The 21805-nt window shown below is 77.0% G+C and carries 24 protein-coding genes; 7 read left to right on the top strand and 17 right to left on the bottom strand.

Annotated elements, in window-relative coordinates; translation table 11 throughout:
- The first annotated feature begins 34 nt into the window (after positions 1-34).
- Complete coding sequence (locus ACWIZO_RS07005; protein WP_448641773.1) at positions 35-2542, top strand: LuxR C-terminal-related transcriptional regulator; 2508 nt, start codon at positions 35-37, stop codon at positions 2540-2542.
- Here ACWIZO_RS07005 and ACWIZO_RS07000 read toward each other — a convergent pair.
- A complete protein-coding gene (locus ACWIZO_RS07000) occupies positions 2539-2811 on the bottom strand; it encodes a hypothetical protein (protein WP_448641772.1) in 273 nt (90 codons plus the stop codon). The two genes, ACWIZO_RS07005 and ACWIZO_RS07000, sit on opposite strands and share 4 nt — an antisense overlap.
- 106 nt (positions 2812-2917) lie before the next feature.
- Here ACWIZO_RS07000 and ACWIZO_RS06995 point away from each other — a divergent pair, with 106 nt between their 5' ends.
- Complete coding sequence (locus tag ACWIZO_RS06995; protein ID WP_448641771.1) at positions 2918-3556, top strand: MBL fold metallo-hydrolase; 639 nt, start codon at positions 2918-2920, stop codon at positions 3554-3556.
- 25 nt (positions 3557-3581) lie between these two features.
- Here the strand turns inward: ACWIZO_RS06995 and ACWIZO_RS06990 are convergent, their stop codons facing one another.
- From ACWIZO_RS06990 to ACWIZO_RS06970, 5 genes are all read right to left on the bottom strand, one after another.
- Positions 3582-3848, bottom strand: a complete 267-nt coding sequence (locus ACWIZO_RS06990; protein ID WP_446758019.1) for a GlsB/YeaQ/YmgE family stress response membrane protein — start codon at positions 3846-3848, stop codon at positions 3582-3584.
- A 112-nt stretch (positions 3849-3960) separates the two neighbouring features.
- The gene (locus ACWIZO_RS06985) at positions 3961-4422 is read right to left on the bottom strand and encodes an SRPBCC family protein (RefSeq protein ID WP_448641770.1); all 462 of its coding nucleotides are present in this window, start codon (positions 4420-4422) and stop codon (positions 3961-3963) included.
- An 18-nt stretch (positions 4423-4440) separates the two neighbouring features.
- On the bottom strand, positions 4441-5181 hold the full coding sequence (locus ACWIZO_RS06980) for a GntR family transcriptional regulator (RefSeq protein ID WP_448641769.1): 741 nt from the start codon (positions 5179-5181) through the stop codon (positions 4441-4443).
- 67 nt (positions 5182-5248) lie between these two features.
- Complete coding sequence (locus ACWIZO_RS06975; protein WP_448641768.1) at positions 5249-6556, bottom strand: metallophosphoesterase; 1308 nt, start codon at positions 6554-6556, stop codon at positions 5249-5251.
- A 112-nt stretch (positions 6557-6668) separates the two neighbouring features.
- Entirely contained in the window at positions 6669-8363 is a 1695-nt protein-coding gene (locus tag ACWIZO_RS06970; RefSeq protein ID WP_448641767.1) for a CYTH and CHAD domain-containing protein, read from the bottom strand.
- Between the two features lie 127 nt (positions 8364-8490).
- Between ACWIZO_RS06970 and ACWIZO_RS06965 the strand changes: the two genes are divergently transcribed.
- The gene (locus tag ACWIZO_RS06965) at positions 8491-9729 is read left to right on the top strand and encodes a PRC-barrel domain-containing protein (RefSeq protein WP_448641766.1); all 1239 of its coding nucleotides are present in this window, start codon (positions 8491-8493) and stop codon (positions 9727-9729) included.
- Between the two features lie 27 nt (positions 9730-9756).
- Here ACWIZO_RS06965 and ACWIZO_RS06960 read toward each other — a convergent pair whose 3' ends face one another.
- Genes ACWIZO_RS06960 through ACWIZO_RS06930 form a run of 7 tightly spaced genes read right to left on the bottom strand, consistent with a single transcriptional unit; the run spans position 9757 to position 15492 of the window.
- Positions 9757-10512, bottom strand: a complete 756-nt coding sequence (locus ACWIZO_RS06960) for a nitrilase-related carbon-nitrogen hydrolase (RefSeq protein WP_448641765.1) — start codon at positions 10510-10512, stop codon at positions 9757-9759.
- Positions 10509-11714 carry a pyridoxal phosphate-dependent aminotransferase gene (locus ACWIZO_RS06955; RefSeq protein ID WP_448641764.1) on the bottom strand — a complete coding sequence of 402 codons (1206 nt, stop codon included), beginning with the start codon at positions 11712-11714 and terminating at the stop codon, positions 10509-10511. The genes ACWIZO_RS06960 and ACWIZO_RS06955 overlap by 4 nt, the downstream gene beginning before the upstream one ends.
- The gene (locus ACWIZO_RS06950; RefSeq protein WP_448641763.1) at positions 11714-13195 is read right to left on the bottom strand and encodes an RNB domain-containing ribonuclease; all 1482 of its coding nucleotides are present in this window, start codon (positions 13193-13195) and stop codon (positions 11714-11716) included. Before ACWIZO_RS06950 ends, ACWIZO_RS06955 begins: the two co-directional genes overlap by 1 nt.
- The gene (locus ACWIZO_RS06945) at positions 13192-13407 is read right to left on the bottom strand and encodes an RNA-binding S4 domain-containing protein (protein WP_448641762.1); all 216 of its coding nucleotides are present in this window, start codon (positions 13405-13407) and stop codon (positions 13192-13194) included. The genes ACWIZO_RS06950 and ACWIZO_RS06945 overlap by 4 nt, the downstream gene beginning before the upstream one ends.
- A gap of 15 nt (positions 13408-13422) precedes the next feature.
- On the bottom strand, positions 13423-14139 hold the full coding sequence (locus ACWIZO_RS06940; RefSeq protein ID WP_448641761.1) for an MOSC domain-containing protein: 717 nt from the start codon (positions 14137-14139) through the stop codon (positions 13423-13425).
- Position 14140: 1 nt separating this feature from the next.
- Positions 14141-15064 carry an aldose epimerase family protein gene (locus tag ACWIZO_RS06935; protein WP_448641760.1) on the bottom strand — a complete coding sequence of 308 codons (924 nt, stop codon included), beginning with the start codon at positions 15062-15064 and terminating at the stop codon, positions 14141-14143.
- Between the two features lie 29 nt (positions 15065-15093).
- Positions 15094-15492: a DUF3224 domain-containing protein gene (locus ACWIZO_RS06930; RefSeq protein ID WP_448641759.1), complete on the bottom strand. Its 399-nt coding sequence runs from the start codon at positions 15490-15492 to the stop codon at positions 15094-15096.
- 254 nt (positions 15493-15746) lie between these two features.
- Here ACWIZO_RS06930 and ACWIZO_RS06925 point away from each other — a divergent pair, with 254 nt between their 5' ends.
- Positions 15747-16961 carry a DUF222 domain-containing protein gene (locus ACWIZO_RS06925; RefSeq protein ID WP_448641758.1) on the top strand — a complete coding sequence of 405 codons (1215 nt, stop codon included), beginning with the start codon at positions 15747-15749 and terminating at the stop codon, positions 16959-16961.
- 124 nt (positions 16962-17085) lie between these two features.
- Here ACWIZO_RS06925 and ACWIZO_RS06920 read toward each other — a convergent pair whose 3' ends face one another.
- The 4 genes from ACWIZO_RS06920 to ACWIZO_RS06905 form a co-directional block, all read right to left on the bottom strand.
- Positions 17086-17526, bottom strand: coding sequence for a hypothetical protein (locus ACWIZO_RS06920; RefSeq protein ID WP_448641757.1), 441 nt, complete (start codon positions 17524-17526; stop codon positions 17086-17088).
- A gap of 30 nt (positions 17527-17556) precedes the next feature.
- A complete protein-coding gene (locus ACWIZO_RS06915; protein ID WP_448641756.1) occupies positions 17557-18261 on the bottom strand; it encodes a hypothetical protein in 705 nt (234 codons plus the stop codon).
- The gene (locus tag ACWIZO_RS06910; protein ID WP_448641755.1) at positions 18251-18520 is read right to left on the bottom strand and encodes an RNA polymerase sigma factor; all 270 of its coding nucleotides are present in this window, start codon (positions 18518-18520) and stop codon (positions 18251-18253) included. Before ACWIZO_RS06910 ends, ACWIZO_RS06915 begins: the two co-directional genes overlap by 11 nt.
- A gap of 399 nt (positions 18521-18919) precedes the next feature.
- Entirely contained in the window at positions 18920-19507 is a 588-nt protein-coding gene (locus ACWIZO_RS06905; protein ID WP_448641754.1) for a TetR/AcrR family transcriptional regulator, read from the bottom strand.
- 95 nt (positions 19508-19602) lie between these two features.
- On the opposite strand from ACWIZO_RS06905, the gene ACWIZO_RS06900 reads away from it, so the two are divergent.
- From ACWIZO_RS06900 to ACWIZO_RS06890, 3 genes are all read left to right on the top strand, one after another.
- The gene (locus ACWIZO_RS06900) at positions 19603-20766 is read left to right on the top strand and encodes an acyl-CoA dehydrogenase family protein (RefSeq protein ID WP_448641753.1); all 1164 of its coding nucleotides are present in this window, start codon (positions 19603-19605) and stop codon (positions 20764-20766) included.
- A 97-nt stretch (positions 20767-20863) separates the two neighbouring features.
- Positions 20864-21319, top strand: a complete 456-nt coding sequence (locus ACWIZO_RS06895) for a DUF1707 SHOCT-like domain-containing protein (protein WP_448641752.1) — start codon at positions 20864-20866, stop codon at positions 21317-21319.
- A 72-nt stretch (positions 21320-21391) separates the two neighbouring features.
- Positions 21392-21787, top strand: coding sequence for a nuclear transport factor 2 family protein (locus ACWIZO_RS06890; protein ID WP_448641751.1), 396 nt, complete (start codon positions 21392-21394; stop codon positions 21785-21787).
- The last annotated feature ends 18 nt before the right edge of the window (positions 21788-21805 follow it).

Raw genomic sequence — 21805 nt, 5'->3', positions numbered from 1 at the left:
TGTCCACGGCCCGGGTCCGTCCGCACCGGTCCCGGTGGGATCCGAGCCGACGGGGCCCGTCGCCCGGGCCACGGCGGCGCGCGCCGTCGTCGTCACCGGACCGGCCGGGACCGGCAAGACCCACCTGCTCGACGACCTCGCCGCGGCCCACCGTCGGGCCGGGACGGCGGTCCTCGACGGGCGCACCGCCGACCCGGACGGCGCCCCCGGCGGCTTCGTCCTCGTCGTCGACGACGCCCACCGGATGGCCGGCGAGGTCGCCGACCGCGTCCGGCGCGCCCTCGAGCACCCGGGCGGCCGCGTCGTCCTCGCCGCCCGGCCCTGGCCCCGGCCGTCCGAGCTGACGGCGCTCCTGGCCGATGTCGCGGCGGCGGTCCCGGGCGACCGGCAGTCGGTGGTCCTCGGCCACGCCGACCGCGCCCTCGTGGCCGGCTGGACCCGCGCCTGCCTGGGTCCGGCCGCCACACCCGCGCTCGCCGACACCGTCCTCACCCGGACCGGGGGACTGCCGGCGCTGGTGCACTGCATGCTGCGCTCCCTCGCCCGCCGCGGCGGGTGCCCCGGAGCGGGAGACGTCATCCCCGAGGAGGTCCTCGCGCTGCTGCACGCCGACCTCGACGGGCTGGACGAGCCGACCCGCGCCCTGCTGCACGCCGTCGCGGCCGGCGCACCGCTCGACGACGGCGTCCTCGGCGGGCTGCTGGACGTGCCCGAGGCGCGGGTCGCCGACCTCATCGCCGCCGGGCGGGCCACCGGCTGGCTGCTGCCCGACGGCCGGGCGGTGCCGCTCGCGCGGGAGGTGCTGCTGGCCGCCACCCCCGCCGACGTCACACGGCGCACCCGGCGGGCGCTGCTCGGGCTGCTCGTCGAGCGCGGCGAGGAGCCGGTCGACCTGGCGCTGGGTCTGGCCGCCGAGCGGGTGCGCGACCCCCGTGCCGCGGCGCTGCTGGAACGGCACGCCGACGCCGCGCTCTCCGCCGATCCCGCCCTGGCCGGGCAGCTGCTGGCGGCCGCCGCCGACAGCGGGGCCCCGGTGACCGGGCTGGCCGCCCGCCGCGCGCAGGCCGCGGCCCTGACCGGCGACCTCGACGGCGCGGTGCGGTGGGCCGACGCCGCCCTCGCCGACCCGGGCGCCGCGGACCGGCCGCGCGCCGCCGGCGTGCTCGCGGCGGTGCTGGCCCGCCGCGGGCTGCTCGGCCGCGCCGCGGAGCTCTACCGCCTGGCCGGCGCCGAGCACGCCGGGTCGGCGGCCCTGGCGCTGCTGGCCACCGGGGACCGCGACGCCGCCGGCCGCGTGGTCGCCGAGGCCCGGGGCGCGGTGGCCGCGGTGCCGACGATGGTCTCGGTCAGCGAGGAGCTGATGGCCGAGGGCGTCACCGCCTCGCTGCGGTCAGGCACGGACGCCGGCGACACCGTGGCCGCGGCGCTGTCCACGCTCACCCGCGCCGCGGCGCTGCTGGAACCGGTCGGCCGGACCGCCCTCCTGGTCGACACCCCCTCGGCGCTGGCCGCCCTGGTCGCCCTGCACTGTGGGGAGCTGACCGTCGCCGAGTCCGTGCTGCAGCGCGCCGTCGACACCGACCTGGGCGGCCGTCCGGCCCGGCCCCGGCACCTGCTGCTGCTGGCGTGGATCGCCATGCTGGCCGGGCGGATGACCCGGGCCCGTGAGCTCGCGGCCGAGGCCCAGGACACCGGCGACGGCGCGCTGGAGCCGCGCGACGAGGTCTTCCTGCAGGCCCTCGAGGTCGGCCTGGCCCGCCGCAGCAGCGACGTCCCGGCGCTGGTGCGCGCGTGGGTGCGGGCACGCGAGGCGGTGGTCCGCCACCCGGTGGACCTGTTCACGCTGCTGCCCCTGGGCGAGCTCGTGGTGGCCGCGGCGCGGCTGCGCGACGTCGACCGGCTGCGCTGCCACGTCGCGGCGGCGCAGGAGCTGCTGCACCGGCTGGGGGACCCGGAGCTGTGGGCGGCGCCGCTGCACTGGAGCGGCGCCCAGGCGGCGATCATCACCGACGACCCGGCCGCCCTGCGGCCGCACGCCGCGGCGCTGGTGGCCGCGGCACGGACCTCCCCGCACGCGGCCACGCTGGCCGAGGCCGGGCGCAGCTGGCTGCACGTCCTGACCGACGAGATCGACCCGGCGGCGGTCGTCACGGCGGCGGAGGCGCTCGGGGCGGCCGGGCTGGGCTGGGACGGCTCACGCCTGGCGGGACAGGCCGCCGCGCGGGTCACCGACCCGCGGGTGCGGTCGATGCTGCTGGCCTGCGCCCGCACGCTGGTCGACCCGGCGGACGGGGAGGCGCCCGCGGAGGGCGGGGAGGACGCCGCGCCGACGCCGGCGGCGCCCGGTGCGCTCAGCGACCGGGAGCGGCAGGTGGCGCGGCTGGTGGTGGAGGGGCGGACCTACCGGGAGATCGGCGGGCGGCTCTACATCTCCGCGAAGACCGTGGAGCACCACGTCTCCCGGATGCGCCAGCGCCTGGGCGCCGGGACGCGGTCGGACCTGCTGGCCCGCCTGCGCGCGGAGCTCGCCGAGGGCGCCTAGCGGCCCGCGGTCGACGGGCCGCCGGTGAGGACGGTGCAGGGGGCGCACACGTCGCGGGCCGACGCCGGCCACTCCTCGTCGAGGCTGACGCGCGCCAGCGTGCCGCAGAGGGTGAGCTCGCAGGCGCCGTCGACCTCGGGAGCCGGGCGGTGCAGCTCCACGGCGTGCCACAGGGCGGCCGTGGGGCCGTGCGCCCGGCTGCGGGCGGCGGCGTAGGCGGTGGTCGCGAACGCGGTGGGGGTGCTGGTCGGGACGGTCGGAGCGGCCATGCGGGAGAGGTCGGCAGCGGCCGGGCACCGCGGGAGGCCGAGGGGCGCGGGACCACCCCTCCGGGTGAGACGGCGGCCCTCCGCCCGCGGCGGCAGGATGCGGTCCATGGAGCTCACGAAGCAGGGGCACGCCTGCGTGGTGGTCAGCGACGGTGACCGGCGGCTGGTCGTCGACCCGGGGGCGTGGACCGACCCGGCGGTGCTCCAGGGGGCCTCCGCCGTCCTGGTCACCCACGAGCACGCCGACCACCTGGTGCCCGAGCAGCTGCGGGCAGCGCTGGAGGCCGACCCGGCGCTCGAGGTGTGGACGAACCCGTCCGTCGCCGCGCTGTTCGAGGGGCTCGGCTCGCGGGTGCACGCAGTGGGCGACGGCGACGCGATCACCGCCGCGGGGTTCGAGGTGCAGGTCCACGGCGAGTGGCACGCGGTGATCCACCCGGACCTGCCGCGGGTGCGCAACGTGGGCTTCCTGGTCGAGGGCCAGGTGTTCCACCCCGGCGACGCGCTCACCGTGCCCGGGACGCCGGTGCCGACGCTGCTGCTGCCGCTGCACGCGCCGTGGTCCAAGGTCGCCGAGCTCATCGACTACGTGCGGGCGGTGGACGCCGACCAGGCGTACGCGGTGCACGACGGCCTGCTCAACGACACGGGGCTGGGCCTGGTGACCGGGCTGCTCGGCGAGCGCGGCCCCGGCACGCCCACCCCGTTCAGCCGGCTGGCCCCGGGGGAGTCGGTCGACCTGTGAGGCCGGCCGGCTCCCCCGGCGGACCTCAGCGCCGGATGGCGCGGTTGTTGCGGCCGGCGATGCCCTCGGCGACGCCGACGAGCAGGACGGCGGCGATCACGGCGCACACGAACCCCAGCACGTTCAGCTCCCAGATGGAGCCCGTCCGGAAGAACTGGGCGATCAGCCCGCCGATGAGCGAGCCGACGACGCCCAGCGCGAGGGTCGCGAGGATCCCGAGGTTCTGCTTGCCCGGGACGATGAGGCGGGCCAGGGCACCGATGACGAGCCCGGCGACGAGGAAACCGATCACGACTGTCCTCCAATGAGGGGATGCGGCACCCGGCCGGTCGCCGGGCGCTCCTGAGCCTCCCCTACCCGCGGCGCTCCTGGTGACGCTCCCGTCCCCCGTGTGGTGCACCACGTCAGTCGGCGGCGACCTGCTCCAGGTGCGCCGGGAGCTTGGCCAGCTCGCCGTCGACGGTGCGCTGGACCATCCGCTGCAGCGCCGTGCGGGAGAGCCGGTCGGCCAGCCGCACGCGGCGCGGCTGGTGCGTGAGCGTGACGGTGACCCGCGTGCCGCCGGCGTCGGCGTCGGCGAGCTCGATGCGCGTCGTCCAGGTCTCCGGCGTGAGCTCCAGGCGGGTGGTGACCACCCGCTCGGGCTCCCACTCGACGATCTCGCCGCGGGGCGCGCCGGCGCGTGGGGTCTGGCCCTCGGCCAGCGTCCCCGGCACGCAGACGAAGGTGGTGCCGGGGCCGGCGGCCCCGCCGTCGACGACGTAGGAGACGTCGCAGACCGCGCAGTAGGGCTCGAGCACCGCCAGCGCGCGCCACACCCGGCTGCGCGGGGCGGCCACCTCCCGACTGCCGCTGGCCGTGGTCACCCCTCGACGGTAACCGGCTCAGCGGCCGGTGACCGAGACCTCGAACTCGACCTGGCTGACGTCCGGGCGCAGCCGGGAGAAGCTGTGCACCAGGGGGTGGCCGGCGCTGTCGCGCACGGTGGTGCGGACGACGAGCAGCGGTGACCCGGCGGCGATCCGGAGCAGGTCGGCCTCGTCGGCGGCCGCGGTGCCGACGTCGACGACGATCCGGGCGTGGGCGAGGTCGGCGCCGTACTCGCGGCGCAGGAAGTCGTAGAGCGAGCCCTCGGTGAAGTCCTCCTCGACGGCGCGCGGGTAGAGCGCCGCGGGCAGGAAGCTGTGCGCCACGTGGTTGGGGGCGCCGTCGACGCTGCGCAGCCGCTCGAGCTCGACGACGTCGGTGGCGACCTCGAGGGAGAGCTCCGCGGCCACGGCCGCCGTCGCCGGGACGACGCGCTGCTGCAGCACCGCCGTCCCCACCTGCGCGCCCTGCTCGGCCATCACCGAGCTCCACCCGGCGATGCGGTGCACGAAGCTCTCGCGGTACTCGTGCCGGATCGCCGGACGGGTGACGTAGGTGCCGCGGCCCTGCTCGCGCACGAGGTGGCCGTCGGTGACCAGCCCGTCGACGGCGCGGCGCAGGGTGATCCGGCTGACGCCGTACTCGGCGCACAGCGTCGGCTCCGGGGGCAGCAGCGCCCCCTCGGACATGGCGCCGACCCGCCGCCGCAGGTGCTCGCGGACCGAGAGGTACTTCGGTCCTGCCGTCGTCGCCGTCACGGCTGCCAGGGTAGGCGCAGGTAGACGTCTGCGGACGTCATGTCGTATGAGACGTCTGTCGCGCCGCTCACGGGGCGCGCAGCTCGACCACGGTGACCTCCGGGCGGGCACCGACCCGCATCGGCGGCCCCCAGTACCCGGCGCCGGCGGTGACGTAGAGCTGCGTGCCGCCGTACTGCGAGAGCCCCTCGACGGCGGGCTGGTCCAGGCGGATGGCGTAGTCGAAGGGCCACAGCTGGCCGCCGTGGGTGTGCCCGGACAGCTGCAGGTCGACCCCGGCGGCCCGCGCCTGGTCGACCATGACCGGCTGGTGGGCCAGCAGGACCACCGGGACGGCGTCGTCGCGGCCGTCGAGGGCGGTGTCGAGGTCGGCACCGTGGCCGGGGAGGCTGGAGGCGGCCGCCGTCCGGTCGTCGATGCCGGCCAGGTCGAACGCCGCGCCGCCGCGCGTGACGGGCACCCGCTCGTTGCGCAGCACCTCGACGCCGAGCGTGGGCAGGTGGCGCAGCCAGGCGGTGGTGTCGACGAAGTACTCGTGGTTGCCGGTCACGAAGAAGACGCCCTGCTCGCTGACCAGGTCGGCCAGGGGGGCGACGTCCTCGCGGAGCTGGTCGACGTCGCCGTCGACGAGGTCACCGACGATCGCCACGACGTCGGGGCGCTGCGCGTTGACGGTCTCGACAAGCCGCTCGAAGCGCCGTCCGCCGTAGGTGGCCGAGAGGTGGCCGTCGGAGAAGGTCACGATCCGCAGCCCGTCGAGGGCCGGGTCCAGACGCGGGAGGGTGATCGGGACCCGGCGGACGACCGGTGCGGCGTTGGCGAGGTACGCGCCGGTGCCCGCGGTGCCCAGCGCCACCGCGCCGGCGGTCAGCGCCAGGCCGCGGGCCAGGAGCAGCCGGCGGGACGGGTCGGGGACGCCGTCCCCCTCCCGGGGCGCACCGCCTCCCGGTGCCGTGCCGGCCGCGGCGGGGTCGCCGTCCGTGGCCGGGTGCTGTGCGGGCACCGCCCGGAGCTCCTCGGCGGCGTCGCGCCGCCCGGCCCGCCGCAGGACCCGGGTGGCTCCCCAGCGCACGGGCTCCAGGGCGAGCAGCGCCAGGAACAGGTAGAAGACGGTGCCCAGCCAGCTGAAGCCGACCCACTGGAGCGCCGTGCTGACGGCGGAGTCCTCGCGCCGCAGCAGGACCGCGCCCATGGGCAGCAGGGTGAGGACGGCGGTGAGCAGCGTGAGCCGCCGGCGGGTGCGGCCGGGCCGGGTGGTGCCGCGGACGAGCCGCCACCACACGTAGCCGTGCAGGACGAGCAGGGCGAGGAGGACGACCGTGCCGAACCCCAGCAGACCGATGAGGGACAGCGTCAGGACCCCCTCGCCCCTCACCGCTCGCGAAGCCGCGCCGGGACCCTGCGAGGGGGCCGCTCCGGCACGTCACCGGCCCCGCGGCGGACCCTGCGAGCGGGCCGCCGGTGGGGCCGGTCGGACGGGGGACAGGTTACGCCTGGGCGGCGGCGCGGACGGCGGCCCGCAGCGACGGCTCGAGCGCCCAGAACGCCTGGTCGGCCCGCTCGGCGCGCCACTCCTCCAGCGCGTGCAGCCGGCCGTAGGTGAACGTGTCCTCCCCCGCGCCGGTGGCCGCCGCGGCCAGCCGCGTGCACACCGCCCGGGCGACCACGGTGTCCTGGGCCTCGCCGAGCACGTCCTGCACCTGCTTCGCGCAGGCGACCAGCGCCTCGGCGGGGGTCCCGAGCAGCGGAGCGGCGACCTCGGCGGTGTAGCGGACCCGCTTGGCGGCCTTGCGCACCTCGTGCAGGGCGTGCTCCTCCGCCTCGGAGGAGCCCGGCACGGTCTCCTGCCGGCCCGTCCCGGTCCCCTCCCCCGTCTCCTGCTGCGCCCTCTCCCGCGCCTCGGCGGTGCGGTGCCGCAGCCGCTTGCCGGTGCGCCGGATCGCGTCGGCGAGCACGGCCGGCGCCGGCTGCCCGGCGGCCTCGGCCAGCGGCGGGTCGGCGAGCAGGGCGTCGAGGGCGTCGAGCAGCTGCAGGTGCCGGCGGTCCGACAGCGCCCGGACGGCGGCCCTGCGGCCCTTCTCGTGGTCGGCGACGGTGGTCGACCGCAGGCGCGCCACCACCGGTCCGCGGACCAGCTCGGGAGGCTCGGCGTCCACCACCGCGCGCAGGTGCTGCAGGGCCACCTCGCCGTCCCGGGCCGCCGACAGCCGGGCGCCGGTCACCTGCAGCTCCGCGCGCAGCGGCTCGGTGGCGGCGCGGTCGAGCACCGGCCGGAACGCGGCCAGGATGCTGCGCAGCCGCCGGCAGGCGACCCGCAGGTCGTGGACACCCTCGGGGTCGCCGGTGCGGACGCCGATGTCGGCGGTCTGCAGGGCCTGGACCTGCCTGCGGACGGCGGCGAGCACCACCTCGGCCGCCGTCGGCGCGGCCCGTCCGGCGTCCGCCCGCTTCCCGCCCTTGCGGGCCTTCCCGCCCTTGCCGCCCTTTGCGCTCTTGCCGCGCTCGGGTCCGCCGTCCCCGTGGTCGGCCGCCGGCGGCCGCGGCGGCGCGGGGGTGAGCTCGGCGAGCCGGTCGGCCAGCACCCGGGTGAGCTTCGAGGGGGAGTCGGAGAGCGCGATGCCCGCGCCGGTCAGCGCCGCGGTCACGGCGTCGAGCAGGGCCTCGTTGCCGTCGACCAGCTCGACCTCGAGCTCGCGCCACGTGGTGGTCGTCGAGGCGGTGTCCGCGTCGGGGGCGAACGCGGTGCCGGTGACGGTGTCGCTCGCGACCTCGGCGAGCACGCGGCCCTCGGCGTCGAGCAGCGGCGTCACCAGCCGGGTGGTCCGCAGCGTGGCCACCGGCACGGGGCGGATCCCGCGCAGCACACCGGTCACCGGCTCGGTCACCGCCCGCGGCACCACGGTGCGGCGCGGGCCGAGCGGGGAGTGCACCTCCCGGCGCGACCCGGCGACGGCGGTGGGCAGCTTGAGGTGCCAGCCGGCGTCGGTGCCGCCGGTGCGGCGGCGCAGCGTCACCCGCGCGCGGGCCAGCCGGAGGTCGGGGGTGTCGTAGTAGGTGGCGTCGAGCTCGTGGGTGACGACGTCCCCCACCGCGGCGACGCCGTCGACGGCCGTGAGGTCGGGCAGGACGGCGTCCGGTCCCGCCTCGAACTTCCGCTCCACCTCGAGCTGTCCGCTGCTCACGCCGTCCTCCTCAGCCGGTGGTCCCTCGACCGACCGTAGGTGTGACGGGGGTGTCGGGGCACGTCAGACCGGGCACTCCTGCGCCTGAGCGACGCCAGAGCAGGCGACGTGCGAGGAGGCGAGCAGCGTGTTGAGCGAGCGAGACCTGTCCGCAGCGATCGGCAGCACGGCGCAGGGACCGGACGGCGAGAAGATCGGGACCGTCGAGAGCTTCTTCGTCGACGACCGCACCGGCGCCCCGACCTGGGTCGCCGTCAGCACCGGCCTGTTCGGCACACGGCACTCGATCGTCCCCGCGACGCAGGCCACCTTCGCCGACGGCGTGCTGCGGGTGCCCGTGAGCAAGGACGTCGTCCGGCACGCCCCCGCCGTCGGCGGTGACCACCTGGGGCCGGACGAGGAGGCGGAGCTGCGCCGGCACTACGGCCTCGGCACCGGCCTCGGCACCGGCGTCGACAGCGGCGTCGGCACCGGCGTCGACAGCGGCACCGACACCGGGCTCGGCACCGGTGTGCCGGCGACCGGGGCCGGCGGCCCGGCGACCGGCGAGCGCCCGGCCGACGACGCGTACGCCGCCCGGGACGACACCGCCCGCGACGACACCGCCCGCGACGACACCGCCCGGCACAGCGCCGCCCGGCACAGCGCCGCCCGGGACGACACCGCGACCATGGGTCTCGCGGCCCCGACCACCCCCATCGATCCGGTGGCGGCCCCCGTCCCGGGGACGGTCCCGGCAGCTCCTGCCGCGGGGGCGGCCCCGGCTGCCGCGGCGCCGGGGCGGTCGACCGACGGGGCCATGACCCGCAGCGAGGAGCAGCTGCGGGTGGGCACCGAGCAGGTCGCCGCCACCCGCGTCCGGGTGGTCAAGTACGTGGTCACCGAGGAGGTGCAGGTGACCGTGCCGATCCGCCGCGAGGAGGTCCGGGTCGAGGAGGTGCCCCTCGACGCCCCCGACCCCGGGCCCGGCGAGTCGCTGACCCCCGCCGGTGGCGCCGCCGTGCCGGGCTCCCCGACCGGGACGGGCAGCGGGGCCGGGATGGGGACCGGCGCCGGCCTGCCCGAGGAGATCGTGCTGCACGCCGAGCGCCCGGTCGTGACCGTCGAGGTGGTGCCGGTCGAGCGCGTCCGGCTGCGGACCGAGCTGGTCGGCGGGCAGGAGCGGATCACCGAGCAGCTGCAGCGCGAGCAGATCGTCGTCGACCAGACCCCGGCGCAGCAGCCGCCGGGACAGCAGCCGCCCGTGCAGCAGGGCCCGGGGCAGCAGCCGCCCGTGCAGCAGGGCCCGAGGCACCAGGCCCCGGCGCCCCAGGACCCGACGCCCCAGGGCTCCGTGCCGCCGACCCCCACCCAGCGAATCCGCTGAGGCGCTCGGCGGCCCACGCGGGGTCCGTCAGCGGTCGGCGAGGAACTGGAAGCGCTTGCGGGTCGCGGCCACCTCGGCGGCGTCGACGTCGGCCAGCACGAGGGTCTCCCCGCCCGCAGCGGTGGCCAGGAGCTCGCCCATCGGGTCGATGACCTGGCTGTCGCCGGCGTGCTCGATGCCGTCGCCGCCGGTGCCGACCCGGTTGCAGGCGACGACGTAGGCCTGGTTCTCGATGGCCCGCGCCCGCAGCAGCGTCGTCCAGTGGTGGCGGCGGGCGGCCGGCCAGTTCGCCGTCACCAGGTAGACGTCGGTGGTCTCCGCCGCGCTCGAGAAGGCGTCGGCGAAGCGCAGGTCGTAGCAGATGAACGGCGTGATCCGCAGGCCGCCGATCTCCAGGCTGACCGGCGCGTCGCCGCCGAGGTACCGCTCGGCCTCGCCGCCGTGGGTGAACGGGTGCAGCTTGCGGTAGCGGTGCACCGTGCCGTCGGGCCCGGCGAGCACGAGCGAGTTGTACGGCAGCTCCTCCCCCGGGGCGACCTCCGGGCAGCTGCCGGCCACCCAGACGCCGTGCTCGGCGGCCTGCGCCCGCAGGAAACCCGCGGACGGGCCGTCCTCGGGCTCGCCGATGCCCGGCGTCATGGAGAAGCCGGTCGAGAAGGTCTCGCTGAGCAGGACGAGCTCCGCGCCGGCGGCGGCCGCGCGGGCCACCTGCGGCGCCAACCGGGCGTAGTTCGCCTCCCGGTCCTCCCAGACGATGTCGTGCTGGACGACTCCGATCCTCATGCCGCCATCCTCCCCAGTCGGGCGACCGCCTCGCCCAGCACCTCGTCGCGCTTGCAGAAGGCGAAGCGCACCAGCGGGCGGCCGAGGTCGGCGTGCCCGCGCGTGTAGAAGACCACCGACGGGACGGCGACCACGCCGGCCCGCGCGGGTAACTCGCGGCAGAAGGCCAGGCCGTCGCCGTCGGGCTGCACCCCGCGGACGTCGACGGTGGCGAAGTAGGTCGCCTGCGGGCTGACCGTCGGCAGGCCGGCCCCGCGCAGCCCCGCGACCAGGACGTCGCGCCGCCGCTGCAGGTCGGCGGCGATGCCGGTGAAGTAGGTGTCGGGCAGCCCGAGCCCGGCGGCGATGGCCGGCTGGAAGGGGCCGGCGTTGACGTAGGTGAGGAACTGCTTGGCGGTCCGGACGGCGGCCACCAGCGGCGGCGGGCCGCAGATCCAGCCGACCTTCCAGCCGGTCGTGTTGAACGTCTTGCCGCCGCTGCCGACGACCAGCGTCCGCTCCCGCATGCCGGGCAGCGTGGCGAGGGAGACGTGCTCGGCGCCGGCGAACACCAGGTGCTCGTAGACCTCGTCGGTGAGCACCAGCAGCCCGGCCTCCAGCGCCACCTCGGCGACCAGGGCCAGCTCGGCGCGGTCGAGCACCTTGCCGGTGGGGTTGTGCGGGGTGTTGAGCAGCAGCAGGCGGGTGCGGGGGGTGACGGCGGCCCGCAGGTCCGCGGGGTCGAAGGTCCACACGCCGCCGTCGGCCGTTCCGTCGGTGTCGGCCGGTGGCGGGGTGAGCGGCACGGGACGGACGACGCCGCCGGCCATCGCGATCGCCGCGGCGTAGCTGTCGTACATGGGCTCGAGGAGCACCACCTCGTCGCCAGGCTCGACCAGCGCGAGCAGCGCCGCGGTGAGCGCCTCGGTGGCGCCGGCCGTCACCAGGACCTCGGTGTCGGGGTCGTAGGTCAGGCCGCGGAAGCGCGCCACGTGCGCGGCGACGGCGGTCCGCAGCTCCGGGGTGCCGGGGCCGGGCGGGTACTGGTCGGCGGGGGTGCCGATCGCGGCCCGGGCGACGTCGAGCACCTCGGCCGGGCCGGGGGTGTCGGGGAAGCCCTGGCCCAGGTTGATCGAGCCGGTGGCCACCGCCAGCGCGCTCATCTCGGCGAAGACCGTCGTCCCGAAACCCTGCAGCCGCTCGGCCAGGTACGGCTCGGCCATCACTCCCCCTCCACCGTGAAACGCACCGTCCGCCGGTCGACGTCGGCCTCCGCCAGGCGGACCCGCACCCGTGAGCCGGCCCGCAGCCCGACCCCGGTGCAGCGGGCCCGGATGGCCGGCTCCTGCAGGACGACGGTGCCCCGGTCGCCGTCGGCGTCCACCACCACCGCATCGAACAGCGCGCCCTCGCGGCCGGCGAGCAGCCACGCCTCGGTGGCGTCGACCGCGGCGCGTTCCACCGCGCGGGTGCGCCGGTCGGAGGCGGCCATGAGCGCCGGCAGCTCCGGCAGGGCGGCCCGGACGGCGGGGTCGGGCCCGGTGCCGGCGGCCAGCGCCAGGCACACCTCGGTGGCGAACCGGTCGGCCAGCCGGCGCAGCGGCGCGGTCACGTGGGCGTAGGGCGCCCCGACCCCCGCGTGGCCGGTCTGCTCGGGCGCGACGCCGTCGAACGCGGTGTGGGCCGCGCCGCGCAGCAGGGCCGCCGCCTCCTCGAGGAAGGCCGCGTGCCGGGCGTCGGTGACGTCGAGGCCGGCGAGCACCTGGCCGGGACCCGCGCCGGCCGGCCAGTCGACGCCGAGCGCGGGCGCCAGCCGGCGCAGCCGGGCGACGTCCTCGGGCCGGGCCGGCGGCAGCGTGCGCAGCAGGCCGACGCCGCCGTCGAGCATGAGCCCCGCGGCGACGCGGCCGGTCAGCAGCGAGACCTGCGCGTTCCACCCCTCGACCGGCAGGTCGCTGCGGGCGACGAGCGTCCAGCCGCCCCCGTCGGTCCGGACGACCTGCTGCTCGGGGGTGCCCAGCTCGATCGCGCCGCGGGCGGCCGCGGCCCGCTCGAGCAGCGCCCCGAGCTCGGGCAGCAGGGCGATCGGGTCGGGCAGCGTGCCGGCGTCGGCCTGCGCCTGGACGTCGGCGTAGGCGAGCTGCGCCCGGCTGCGGACCCGGGCACGGCGCAGGTCGACCGCGCGGACCTCGCCGTCGGCGTCGAGCCGGATGGTCCACAGGGCGGCGGCGCGCACCTGGCCGGGCAGCAGGCTGGCCGCGCCCTCGCTGAGCACCGGCGGGTGCAGCGGGACGCGCCGGTCGGGGCTGTACAGGGTCTGGCCGCGGCGCCGGGCCTCGGCGTCGAGCGCGCCGCCGGGCCGGACCACCGCGCCGACGTCGGCGATGGCGTAGCTGACCAGGTAGCCGCCGGCCTCGCGCTGCAGGTGCACCGCCTGGTCGAGGTCGCGGCTGCCGGCGGGGTCCACGGTCACCAGCGGCAGCTCGGTGGCGTCGAGCCCCGGCAGGTCGGGGGCCGCGGCCGCCTGCCCGGCCTCGGCCAGCACCTCGGGCGAGAAGTCCTCGGGGACGTCGAACTCCGCGCGGATGGCGGCGAAGTCGGGCCCGGCCGGCGCGTCCTCGGGCCAGCGCGGCACCGCCAGCGGCAGCGGGACGCCGTCGTCCCCGGCGGTCGCCCCCTCGGCCCGGTTCCACGTGGAACTCACGCGACGCGCACGTCCTCGGCGCCCTCGATGGACACGACGTCGCCGCGGCGGACCTGCCGGCCGCGGCGGTCCTCGGCCTCCCCGTTGACCCGGATCGCACCGGTGACCAGCACGTCCTTCACCTGGGCGCCGGTGGGGACGGCGTCGACCAGTTTGAGGAGCTGGCCGAGGCGGATGGACTCCTCACCGGGACGGAGCTCGACGGTGCGCACCCGGCCATGGTGCCTTCAGGCCGGCGTGAGCGCGTCGCCGACGGCCACCCGGCCCGGTACGGGCACCAGCGCGCCGATCGCCAGGTCCCCGTCGCGCTCGCGGTGGATGGTCCTGAGCACCGAGGTGTCGCGGCCGATGCCGCCGGGCTGGGGCCGGGTCACCATGACGCAGCGGCTCACCGGCCCGACGACGTCGAGCACCGCCGTCCCCAGCCGGACCGTCGTCCCGACCAGCCCGTCCTCGCCGTCGCCGGCCAGCAGCACGTTGGACCGGAACCGCCGCCGGTCCCAGGTGCCCAGCGTGCCGGTGGAGACGAGCGAGACGCGGATGCCGGAGCTGTCGTGGAAGGCCCCGCGCGCCCCCTCGAAGGCGTCCCAGTCGGACTCGTCGTCCTCGCCGACCACCGCCGGGACCTCGTACAGCCGCGGGCCGCGCTCGGCCCCGGCCGCGCGCAGGGTCACCGGCCGGCCGAGCCAGTCGGACAGGACGGCGTCGTCGGCGGTGACCGTCCCGTCGGGCAGCACGACGTCCACCCCGCCGTCGTCGCACAGGCGGGCCGCCGCGAACAGCAGGTCGGGCACCCGGCGTGCGGTGAGGCCCAGGCCGGTGGACCGGTCGAACAGCGCCCACTGCCGGTCGCCGGTCAGGCCCTCCGGCCCGACGTCGGCGGCGTCGACCCGCTCGCCCTGCAGCGACTTGACCGGGTAGCGCCACAGCTCCTGCACGCGCACGTCAGGCTCCCGTCCAGGTGAGGGTCCACGTCCCCGACCACGTCTCGGCCGGGTCGAGGACGACGAGGTCGACGCCGTCGGCCAGCGCGTTGGGCGGGCAGGTCATCGGCTCGACGGCGAGGCTGCGGCGGCGCTGGCCCTCGGGGAGCGTGTCGCCGCTGTAGACCTGCAGCCACGGCCACGCCCGGTCGACGGCGAGCTCGAGCTCACCGGCGCTGCCCCGGAGCCGCACCCGGGCCCAGCCGTCGCCGTCGCGCTCGAGGTCGGTGACGGCGTCGTCCAGCGCCCGGTCGCCGATCCGGCCCACGGCGCCGTCGAAGGGACGGCGGGTGCCGGTGGGCAGGCCGCCGTCGAGGTCGAGCGCGGTGCGGGCGGGGACGGTGAGCTCGGCGTCGCCGATGCCGCCGTCCTCGGTGGCGCCGACCGACAGGTAGGGGTGCATGCCGGCGCCGAACGGCGCCGGCCGGTCACCGGCGTTGCGCACCCGCACGGTGACGGTGAGCCGGTCGGGGGCCAGGTGCGTGTCGACGGCGGCCGCCAGCCGGAACGGGTAGCCCGGCCGTGCCTCGACGACGGTGCCCACGGTGAGCGCGTCGGAGTGGCGGGCCAGCACCTCCCACCGCTGCCAGGTGACCAGCCCGTGCGCGGCGGGCTTGCCGGGGGCGGCGACGTCGAGCTGCAGCTGCCGGCCCTCCCACGTCCACTGCCCGTCGCGCAGCCGGTTGGGCCAGGGCAGCAGGACGCCGCCGCGCCGCCCGACGGGGACGGTGCCAGCCGGGTAGCCGTCGAGGACGTCCCACCCGCCGGCGGTCAGCGCGCGCAGCCCGCCACCCCGCAGGTCGACGGCGAGCCGCGCGCCGCCGCTGACCAGCTCGACGTCGGCCGGCTCGGTGGTCGGCCAGGCGGTCATCGGCGGGATGCTCATGGCAGGAAGCCCACCACACCCGGTGGTGGTCAGCCCAGCTCGTAGTCGAGGGTGAGGACGGCACCGGACTCGTCGTGGGTGAGCTCGACCGTGCCGCGCAGCCCGGCCAGCTCCCCCGTGCCGGTGCCGGGCAGCACCACGCCGGACGCCCGGGACTCCGCGCCGTCGACCACGCCGCTGTGCTGCAGGACGACGGTGCCGGTGCGACCGTCCAGTGCGCCGGTGACCAGCTCGACGGCCGTGTAGCCGGCGGGTGTCTCCCCCACGCTGACCGACGTCATGGTCACCACGCTGGTGCCGGTGAGGGCGCCGGAGAAGGTCTTGCGCAGCGTCACCCGCCCGAAGGCGACCGGACCGGGCTCGCCGAGCGCCAGCGGCTCCGGCTCGAAGCCGGTCACCTCGAACGGGATGCGGACGACGGTGCCCACGCGGACCTCCTGGACGTCGGGACGGTGGTCGCAGCCTGCCCCAGCCCACCGACGGTCCGCGTCCCGCCGCTCCCGGTAGCGGCGCCTCGAGCAGCGCTCGGGTTCTTCCTGCGGCCTTCCCCGCCATGCGCGCCGACTCACGTCAAGCGGTCCGGCGGATCTGTGGACAGAGCTCTGACCTGCGGATTCAAGTCGCCGAGGCCTGTCCATTGCGATATCCTTCGTACACGTGTTCGGATCGATCGGGAGGTGTCGTGGACGAGCTGCTCGCGGCCATCGACGCCCTCGCCGATGACGACCTCACGGCGATGTTCGGCCCGCAGCTCAACGACCGCGTGCGCGGTCTGCTGACCGCCAGCAACGAGCTGGCCGCCCTGCTGGCGCGCACGGTGCGCCAGGGTGAGCTGGCGCAGGCGCCCGAGCACGACGGGCTGAAGAGCATGGCGTCGTGGCTGCGCGGGCACGGGCACCTGGCGCCGGCGGAGGCCGCCCGGGTGGTGCGCACCGGGCGTGCACTGGAGCAGCTGCCCGCGGTCGAGGCGGCATTCGCCGCGGGGACGGTCACGGCCGGGCAGGTCGGGGAGATCGCGAAGGTCGCCGAGCCCGACAACGTGGCGGCCGCTGCCGCGCAGGGCGTCGACCTGGCCGAGGTCGACGCCGCGCTGGCCGTCATCGCCGCCACCCGACCGCATGCAGAGCTGGCGCAGGTGGTCGCCGGCTACCTGGCGCGGCTGGATCCCGACGGGCCGGAGCCCGATCCCACCGAGGGTCGGCGGTTGAGCATCGCCCGGCACGCCGACGGGTCGGTGACCATCCGCGCCGAGCTCGACGCCGTGGGTGGGGAGAAGGTGCAGGCCGCGCTGGAGTCCCACGTGCAGGCCGACCGCCCCGCCGGGGACGAGCGCTCCCGCGCCCAGCGGCTGGGGGATGCCCTCGTGCAGCTGTGCGACAACCGGCTGGCGTCCGGCACGCTGCCGGTACTCCGCACGGTCAAGCCGCACGTCGCGGTCGTGATCGACCTCGACGACCTGGCCGACCCCACCACCGGCCCGGCCACCGCGCGGATGGGGTTCGGCGCGGTGATCTCCGCTGCCCGCGCCCGCTGGCTGGCCTGCGACGGTGCGGTGTCCCGGGTGGTGTTCGGCCCCGACGGGGCTCCCATCGAGCTGGGTCGCGAACAGCGCCTGGCCAACCGCCACCTCCGCAAGGCCACCGAGCTGCGCGACCGCGGCTGCGTCTTCGCCGGCTGCGGAGCCCCCACCCACTGGTGCGACGTCCACCACCTCGTGCACTGGCTCGACGGCGGCGAGACCAACCTGGACAACTCCGCCCTGCTCTGCGAACGGCACCACACGAAGGTGCACCACGGGTTCCGGGTCGAACGACAACCGGGCGGCCGCTGGCGCACCTGGCGCCCCGACGGCACCGAGATCCGCACCGGCCCACCCCTGCTGCGACCCGCCGCCTGAGCCCCCACCCGCAGTCCCGCACCCTCCCGCCGTTGCACGTGGAACGGCGGGAGGGTCGACGTGTGCGGACAGGAGTCCGCGGTCAGGAGTCCGCGGTCAGGAGTCCGCGGTCAGGAGCGCGCGGTCAGGAGCGCGCGGTCACCTGGTCACCGATCTGCAGCACCTGCTCCCGGGTCAGCTCCTGCGGCGCCAGCAGCAGGAAGCACCGGCCGTTGGGGAGCTGGCCGGCCAGCGTCCAGGAGCCCGGACCGCCCGCGTCGCCGACGGCAGCGAGCAGACCCGGCAGCCCCTGGACCGTCACCGGCTCCGGCGGGCCGGCCAGCGGGGTCCCCTCCAGCAGCTCGTCGAGCGTGCCGGCGTACTGCGGGCCGACGAGGCTCAGCCGCAGCAGGGAGTCAGGGTCGGTGTCGCTGACCAGGTCCAGGCTCCGGCTCTCCCCGTAGCCGCCGACCGACCAGCCGGCCGGCGCCAGCCCGAACTGCAGGCCCACCGGCTGCGGCCGGTCGACGACCGACCCGCCCAGCCCGACGAGTGTCGCGGTGTCGGCCTGGGCGCCCTCCCCCACCAGGGAGACCCACCGCCCGTCCGGCCGCTGTCACAGCAGGCTGACGGTCCCCCGCTCGCGCCACACCCCGGCCTCGGCGCCCTGGACCGTCGCCGTCCCGGTGGGGTCCCCCTCCGGCCGGAAGCCGTACTCCCCCGACGACCGCGGGTCCTCGGGGTAGACACCGAGCAGGACCCGCCCCGGGTCGGCCACCGCGGGACCGGTGTCCCCGGACACCAGGGACGTCGGCTCGTAGTCAGCGACGAAGAACGGCGGCGTGCTCCCGTACCGCGGCAGCCCGCCGCGGCGGCTGAACAGGGGTGTCAGGCCGTCGGGCACCTCGGCCAGGGACAGCGGGAACGTGACCTCCTCGGCCGCCACCAGTGCGATCCGGCCGTGCAGCCCGCCCGGGGTCCCCGGCGCCGGGGCGGTCGGCGTCGCCGTGGGTCCGGCCGGCGTCCCCGGCGAGCCCACCAGGACGGCCGTCGCCCACGCCGCGGCGAGGACGAGCACCGCCGTCGTGACGCGGACGAGCGTCCCCCGGCGCGGGCGCCGCCGAGGTGTGCTGCGGGCCGCCTGTGCGTCGGCGACCAGCCGGCGCGCGGCCACCACCGACGCCGGCTCGTCCGCCACGAGCGACAGGCCGGCGTCGGCCGTCACCAGGTCGAGGAACTCCTCGGGCAGGTCGGGCAGGTCGGCGTCGCGCACCCCGGCCGCACCGGCGAGCAGGACGTCCAGCTCTCGGTCAGTTGTCACGGTCGCCCTCCTGGACGTCGTCGGGCGTGCCGAGGAGCGCGCGGAGCCTCGTCCGCGCCCGGTGCAGCCTGACCCGGGCGGTACCGGGCGCGATGCCGAGGGCGACGGCGGCCTGCGCGGGGGTGAGGCCCTCCCAGGCCACCAGCGTGACCAGCTCCCGGTCCTCGGCGGAGAGCCGGCCGAGGGCTCCGCGCACCCGCCGGCGCTGTGCGCCGTCCTCGTGCACCGCCGCCGGGTCGGGCACGACGACGTCGGTCATCGCCTCCGCCAGCCGCTCCCCCAGGCGGTCGGCGCGCCGGCTGCTGCGGGCGGCGTTGGCCAGGCACAGCCGGGCGATGCCGAACAGCCACGGCCGGACCTCGTCGTACGCCGGTGGATAGGTCGGCCCGCCGCCGTCAGGCGGTCGCGAAGGTCTCGGCCACCACGTCGAGCGCCCTCCCGGGACGCCGCCCGCCGCAGCGCGAAGCCCAGCACGGCGGTGCCCGGGGCACGGTAGGCCGCCTCGAGGCGTTCCCCCGCGGACACGGGGAGGTCGTCGGTGGCCGGCGGCGGCCCGTGCATCGCGATCACACCCCCTCATGTCCGGCTCCGGCCGATCGTTACGCCGGCGGGGACGACGGTCACGGCGCCCGGCCGGCGTGGGGCGGGGAGGCTCAGGTCACCGGCTGATGCCGTGCAGCAGCAGCGCGGCCAGCTCGCGGTAGGCGGCGGCGTCGTCCAGGCCGGTGGCGCGGGCGGTGTCCCCACGGCCGATGCGCAGCATCAGCGTGGTGACGGTGTCGGCCACCAGGGCCGCGTTCACCTCCCGGAACCGCCCGGCGGCCACGCCGTCGGTGATCAGCGCGCTCACCCGCTGCGCGGCGACGGCGGTGTTGTGCTCGTACACCGCCCGCGCCGGCGGGAAGGCCTCCAGGTCGCGGTGGAAGACCCGCGACGCCGGTGTCAGCGCCCGGGCCACCGCCTCGAGGTAGGCGGTCACCCGCCGCGCGGGGTCACCCTCCCCCGCGGTCCGCGCCTCGACCGCCTCGGTGGCCCGCCGGAAGAAGTGCCGCACCACCCGGACGGCGAGCTGCTCCTTGCTGTCGGCCAGCGCGTACAGCGTCGTCTTCGAGCAGTGCAGCCGGACGGCGAGGTCCTCGAGGGTGAAGCGGGCGAAGCCCTCGGCGAGGAAGAGCTCCTCGAGCTGGTCGAGCAGCTGCGCCTGCCGGGCGGTCAACTGCCGCTCACCGCTGTCCGTCGTCGTCACCGCACCTCCCGGTCGGACAGCATGCGCCTGGACGGGAGACCGTACTGAGGTACCGTCATTGGTACTGTCGAACCGTCCGCACCGAGGGGGACACCGTGGCCGTCGACCGGGAGCTGCCCACACAGGAGGCCGCCGACCTGATCGCGCTCACCCGCGAGCTCGCCGACGCCGAGCTGGCGCCGCGGGCCGCGGAGTACGAGCGCGAGGAGCGCTTCCCGCGGGAGGTGTTCGCCACGCTCGGCGACGTCGGCCTGCTGGGCCTGCCCTTCGGCGAGGACGTCGGCGGTGGCGGTCAGCCCTACGCCGTCTACCTGCAGGTGGTCGAGGAGCTGGCCGTGCGCTGGGCCAGCGTGGCCCTGGGCGTCAGCGTGCACACCCTCGCCTGCGGCCCGGTCGACCGCTTCGGCACCACCGAGCAGCGCGAGCAGTGGCTGCCCGACATGGTCGGCGGCCGGCTGCTCGGCGCCTACTGCCTGTCCGAGGCGCACGCCGGCTCCGACCCCGCCGCGATGCGCGCCCGCGCCGTCCGCGACGGCGAGGGCTGGGTCGCCACCGGGGAGAAGGCGTGGGTCACCCACGGCGGGCACGCCGACTTCTACTCCACCTTCCTGCGGACCCCTGACGACGGCGACCGCGCGATCTCCTGCTTCCACCTGACCCCCGACCTCGCCGGCTTCGGCGCCGCGCCGCCCGAGCAGAAGATGGGCCTCACCGGCTCGACGACGGCCGCCATGCGCCTCGACGACGTCGCCGTCCCGGCCGGCCGGATGGTCGGCGAGCCCGGCCGTGGCCTGGCTATCGCGCTGTCGGCCCTGGACTCCGGCCGGCTGGGGGTCAGCGCCGTCGCCGTCGGGCTGGCCCAGTCCGCCCTCGACGTGGCCGTCGCCTACGCCTGCGAGCGCGAGGCCTTCGGCCGGCGGATCGTCGACCACCAGGGCCTGGCCTTCCTGCTCGCCGACATGGCCGCCGCCGTCGAGTCCGCCCGCGCCACCTACCTGGTCGCCGCCCGCCGCAAGGACGCCGGGCTCCCCTACTCGCGGCAGGCCAGCATCGCCAAGCTCGTCGCCACCGACGCCGCGATGAAGGTCACCACCGACGCCGTCCAGGTCCTCGGCGGCGCCGGCTACACCCGCGACCACCCGACCGAGCGCTACATGCGCGAGGCCAAGGTCATGCAGATCTTCGAGGGCACCAACCAGATCCAGCGCATGGTCATCGGCAAGCACCTGGCGAAGGAGGCCACCCCGGCCAACGGCTGAGGGTGCAGGACGCACGGCGGATCCGTGACGTCTGTCAATGGTGGCGGCCACCACCGCGGGAAAGACTCGGGGCACACCGCCTGACGAGGAGCCCGACATGCCCGAGCCGCACCTGCGCGCCAGCGACACCGACCGCGCCGCCGTCGCGACGACCCTGGACCGGTCCCTCGCCGACGGCCGGCTGGACCTGGCCGAGTACGAGGACCGGGCGGCGCGTGCCCACGCCGCCCGCACCTACGGCGAGCTGGCCGAGCTCACCGCCGACCTCCCCCGGCCGGCCCGCACCGAGCCGCGGCGGTCGCCGGTCCACCAGGCCGTCCACGCCGGCGCCTGGCACGGCGCCTGGGGGCACGACCTGCGCGCCGCCTGGACCGGCTGGCTGACCACCGCCGTCATCGTCGTCGGCATCTGGCTGGTGTCGATGCTGGCCACCGGCGACCTGCAGTACCCGTGGCCGGTGTGGGTGATCGGCCCCTGGGGCGTCGTCCTGCTGGCGCGCACGCTCGGCGAGCGCCGCGGCCGCGACGACGACCGGCGGCGGCTGACCGCCTGAGATCCGGTGCGGGTGCGTCCGCGACCGGCCGGGTAGCCCCGGGGGACCGCAGCCCACCCCGGGAGGACCCCCGTGCACACGCTCACCGAGCGCTTCACCGACGCCCTGCACCACCTCGACGCCGAGCGCGACCCGCAGCCCATGGTCGACCTGACCGGTGAGGACGCCGACCTGGTCAAGCTCAACCAGACCCACGAGGCCCGCGGCCCCGAGGGTGCCCGCCGGTTCTGGGAGGACTACCGCAACGTCTTCGGTGACCTGGAGACGACGTTCACCTCCAACACCGTCGGGGAGAAGACGGCCGCGCTGGAGTGGGAGTCGCGCGGCACCCTGAGCAACGGGAAGCCCTTCACCTACCGCGGCGTGACCGTCATCGAGGGCGACGGCTCCGACGACGGCAAGCTCACCGGCGTCCGCACGTACTACGACTCGGCCGCCTTCCTCCAGGAGACCGCCGGCACCGCCTGAGCCGCGACACACCGAGCC

The organism is Geodermatophilus sp. URMC 63, from assembly GCF_053502565.1.
The sequence above is the reverse complement of the archived record's forward strand: the minus strand, read 5'-3'. Positions and strand labels throughout refer to the sequence as shown.

What these genes read in the sequence shown, in the direction of transcription:
- ACWIZO_RS07000 (WP_448641772.1), bottom strand. Translation starts at nt 2,811, where the DNA reads ATGGCCGCTCCGACCGTCCCGACCAGCACCCCCACCGCGTTCGCGACC.
- ACWIZO_RS06995 (WP_448641771.1), top strand. Translation starts at nt 2,918, where the DNA reads ATGGAGCTCACGAAGCAGGGGCACGCCTGCGTGGTGGTCAGCGACGGT.
- ACWIZO_RS06960 (WP_448641765.1), bottom strand. Translation starts at nt 10,512, where the DNA reads ATGAGGATCGGAGTCGTCCAGCACGACATCGTCTGGGAGGACCGGGAG.
- ACWIZO_RS06955 (WP_448641764.1), bottom strand. Translation starts at nt 11,714, where the DNA reads ATGGCCGAGCCGTACCTGGCCGAGCGGCTGCAGGGTTTCGGGACGACG.
- ACWIZO_RS06935 (WP_448641760.1), bottom strand. Translation starts at nt 15,064, where the DNA reads ATGAGCATCCCGCCGATGACCGCCTGGCCGACCACCGAGCCGGCCGAC.
- ACWIZO_RS06910 (WP_448641755.1), bottom strand. Translation starts at nt 18,520, where the DNA reads ATGACCGACGTCGTCGTGCCCGACCCGGCGGCGGTGCACGAGGACGGC.
- ACWIZO_RS06895 (WP_448641752.1), top strand. Translation starts at nt 20,864, where the DNA reads ATGCCCGAGCCGCACCTGCGCGCCAGCGACACCGACCGCGCCGCCGTC.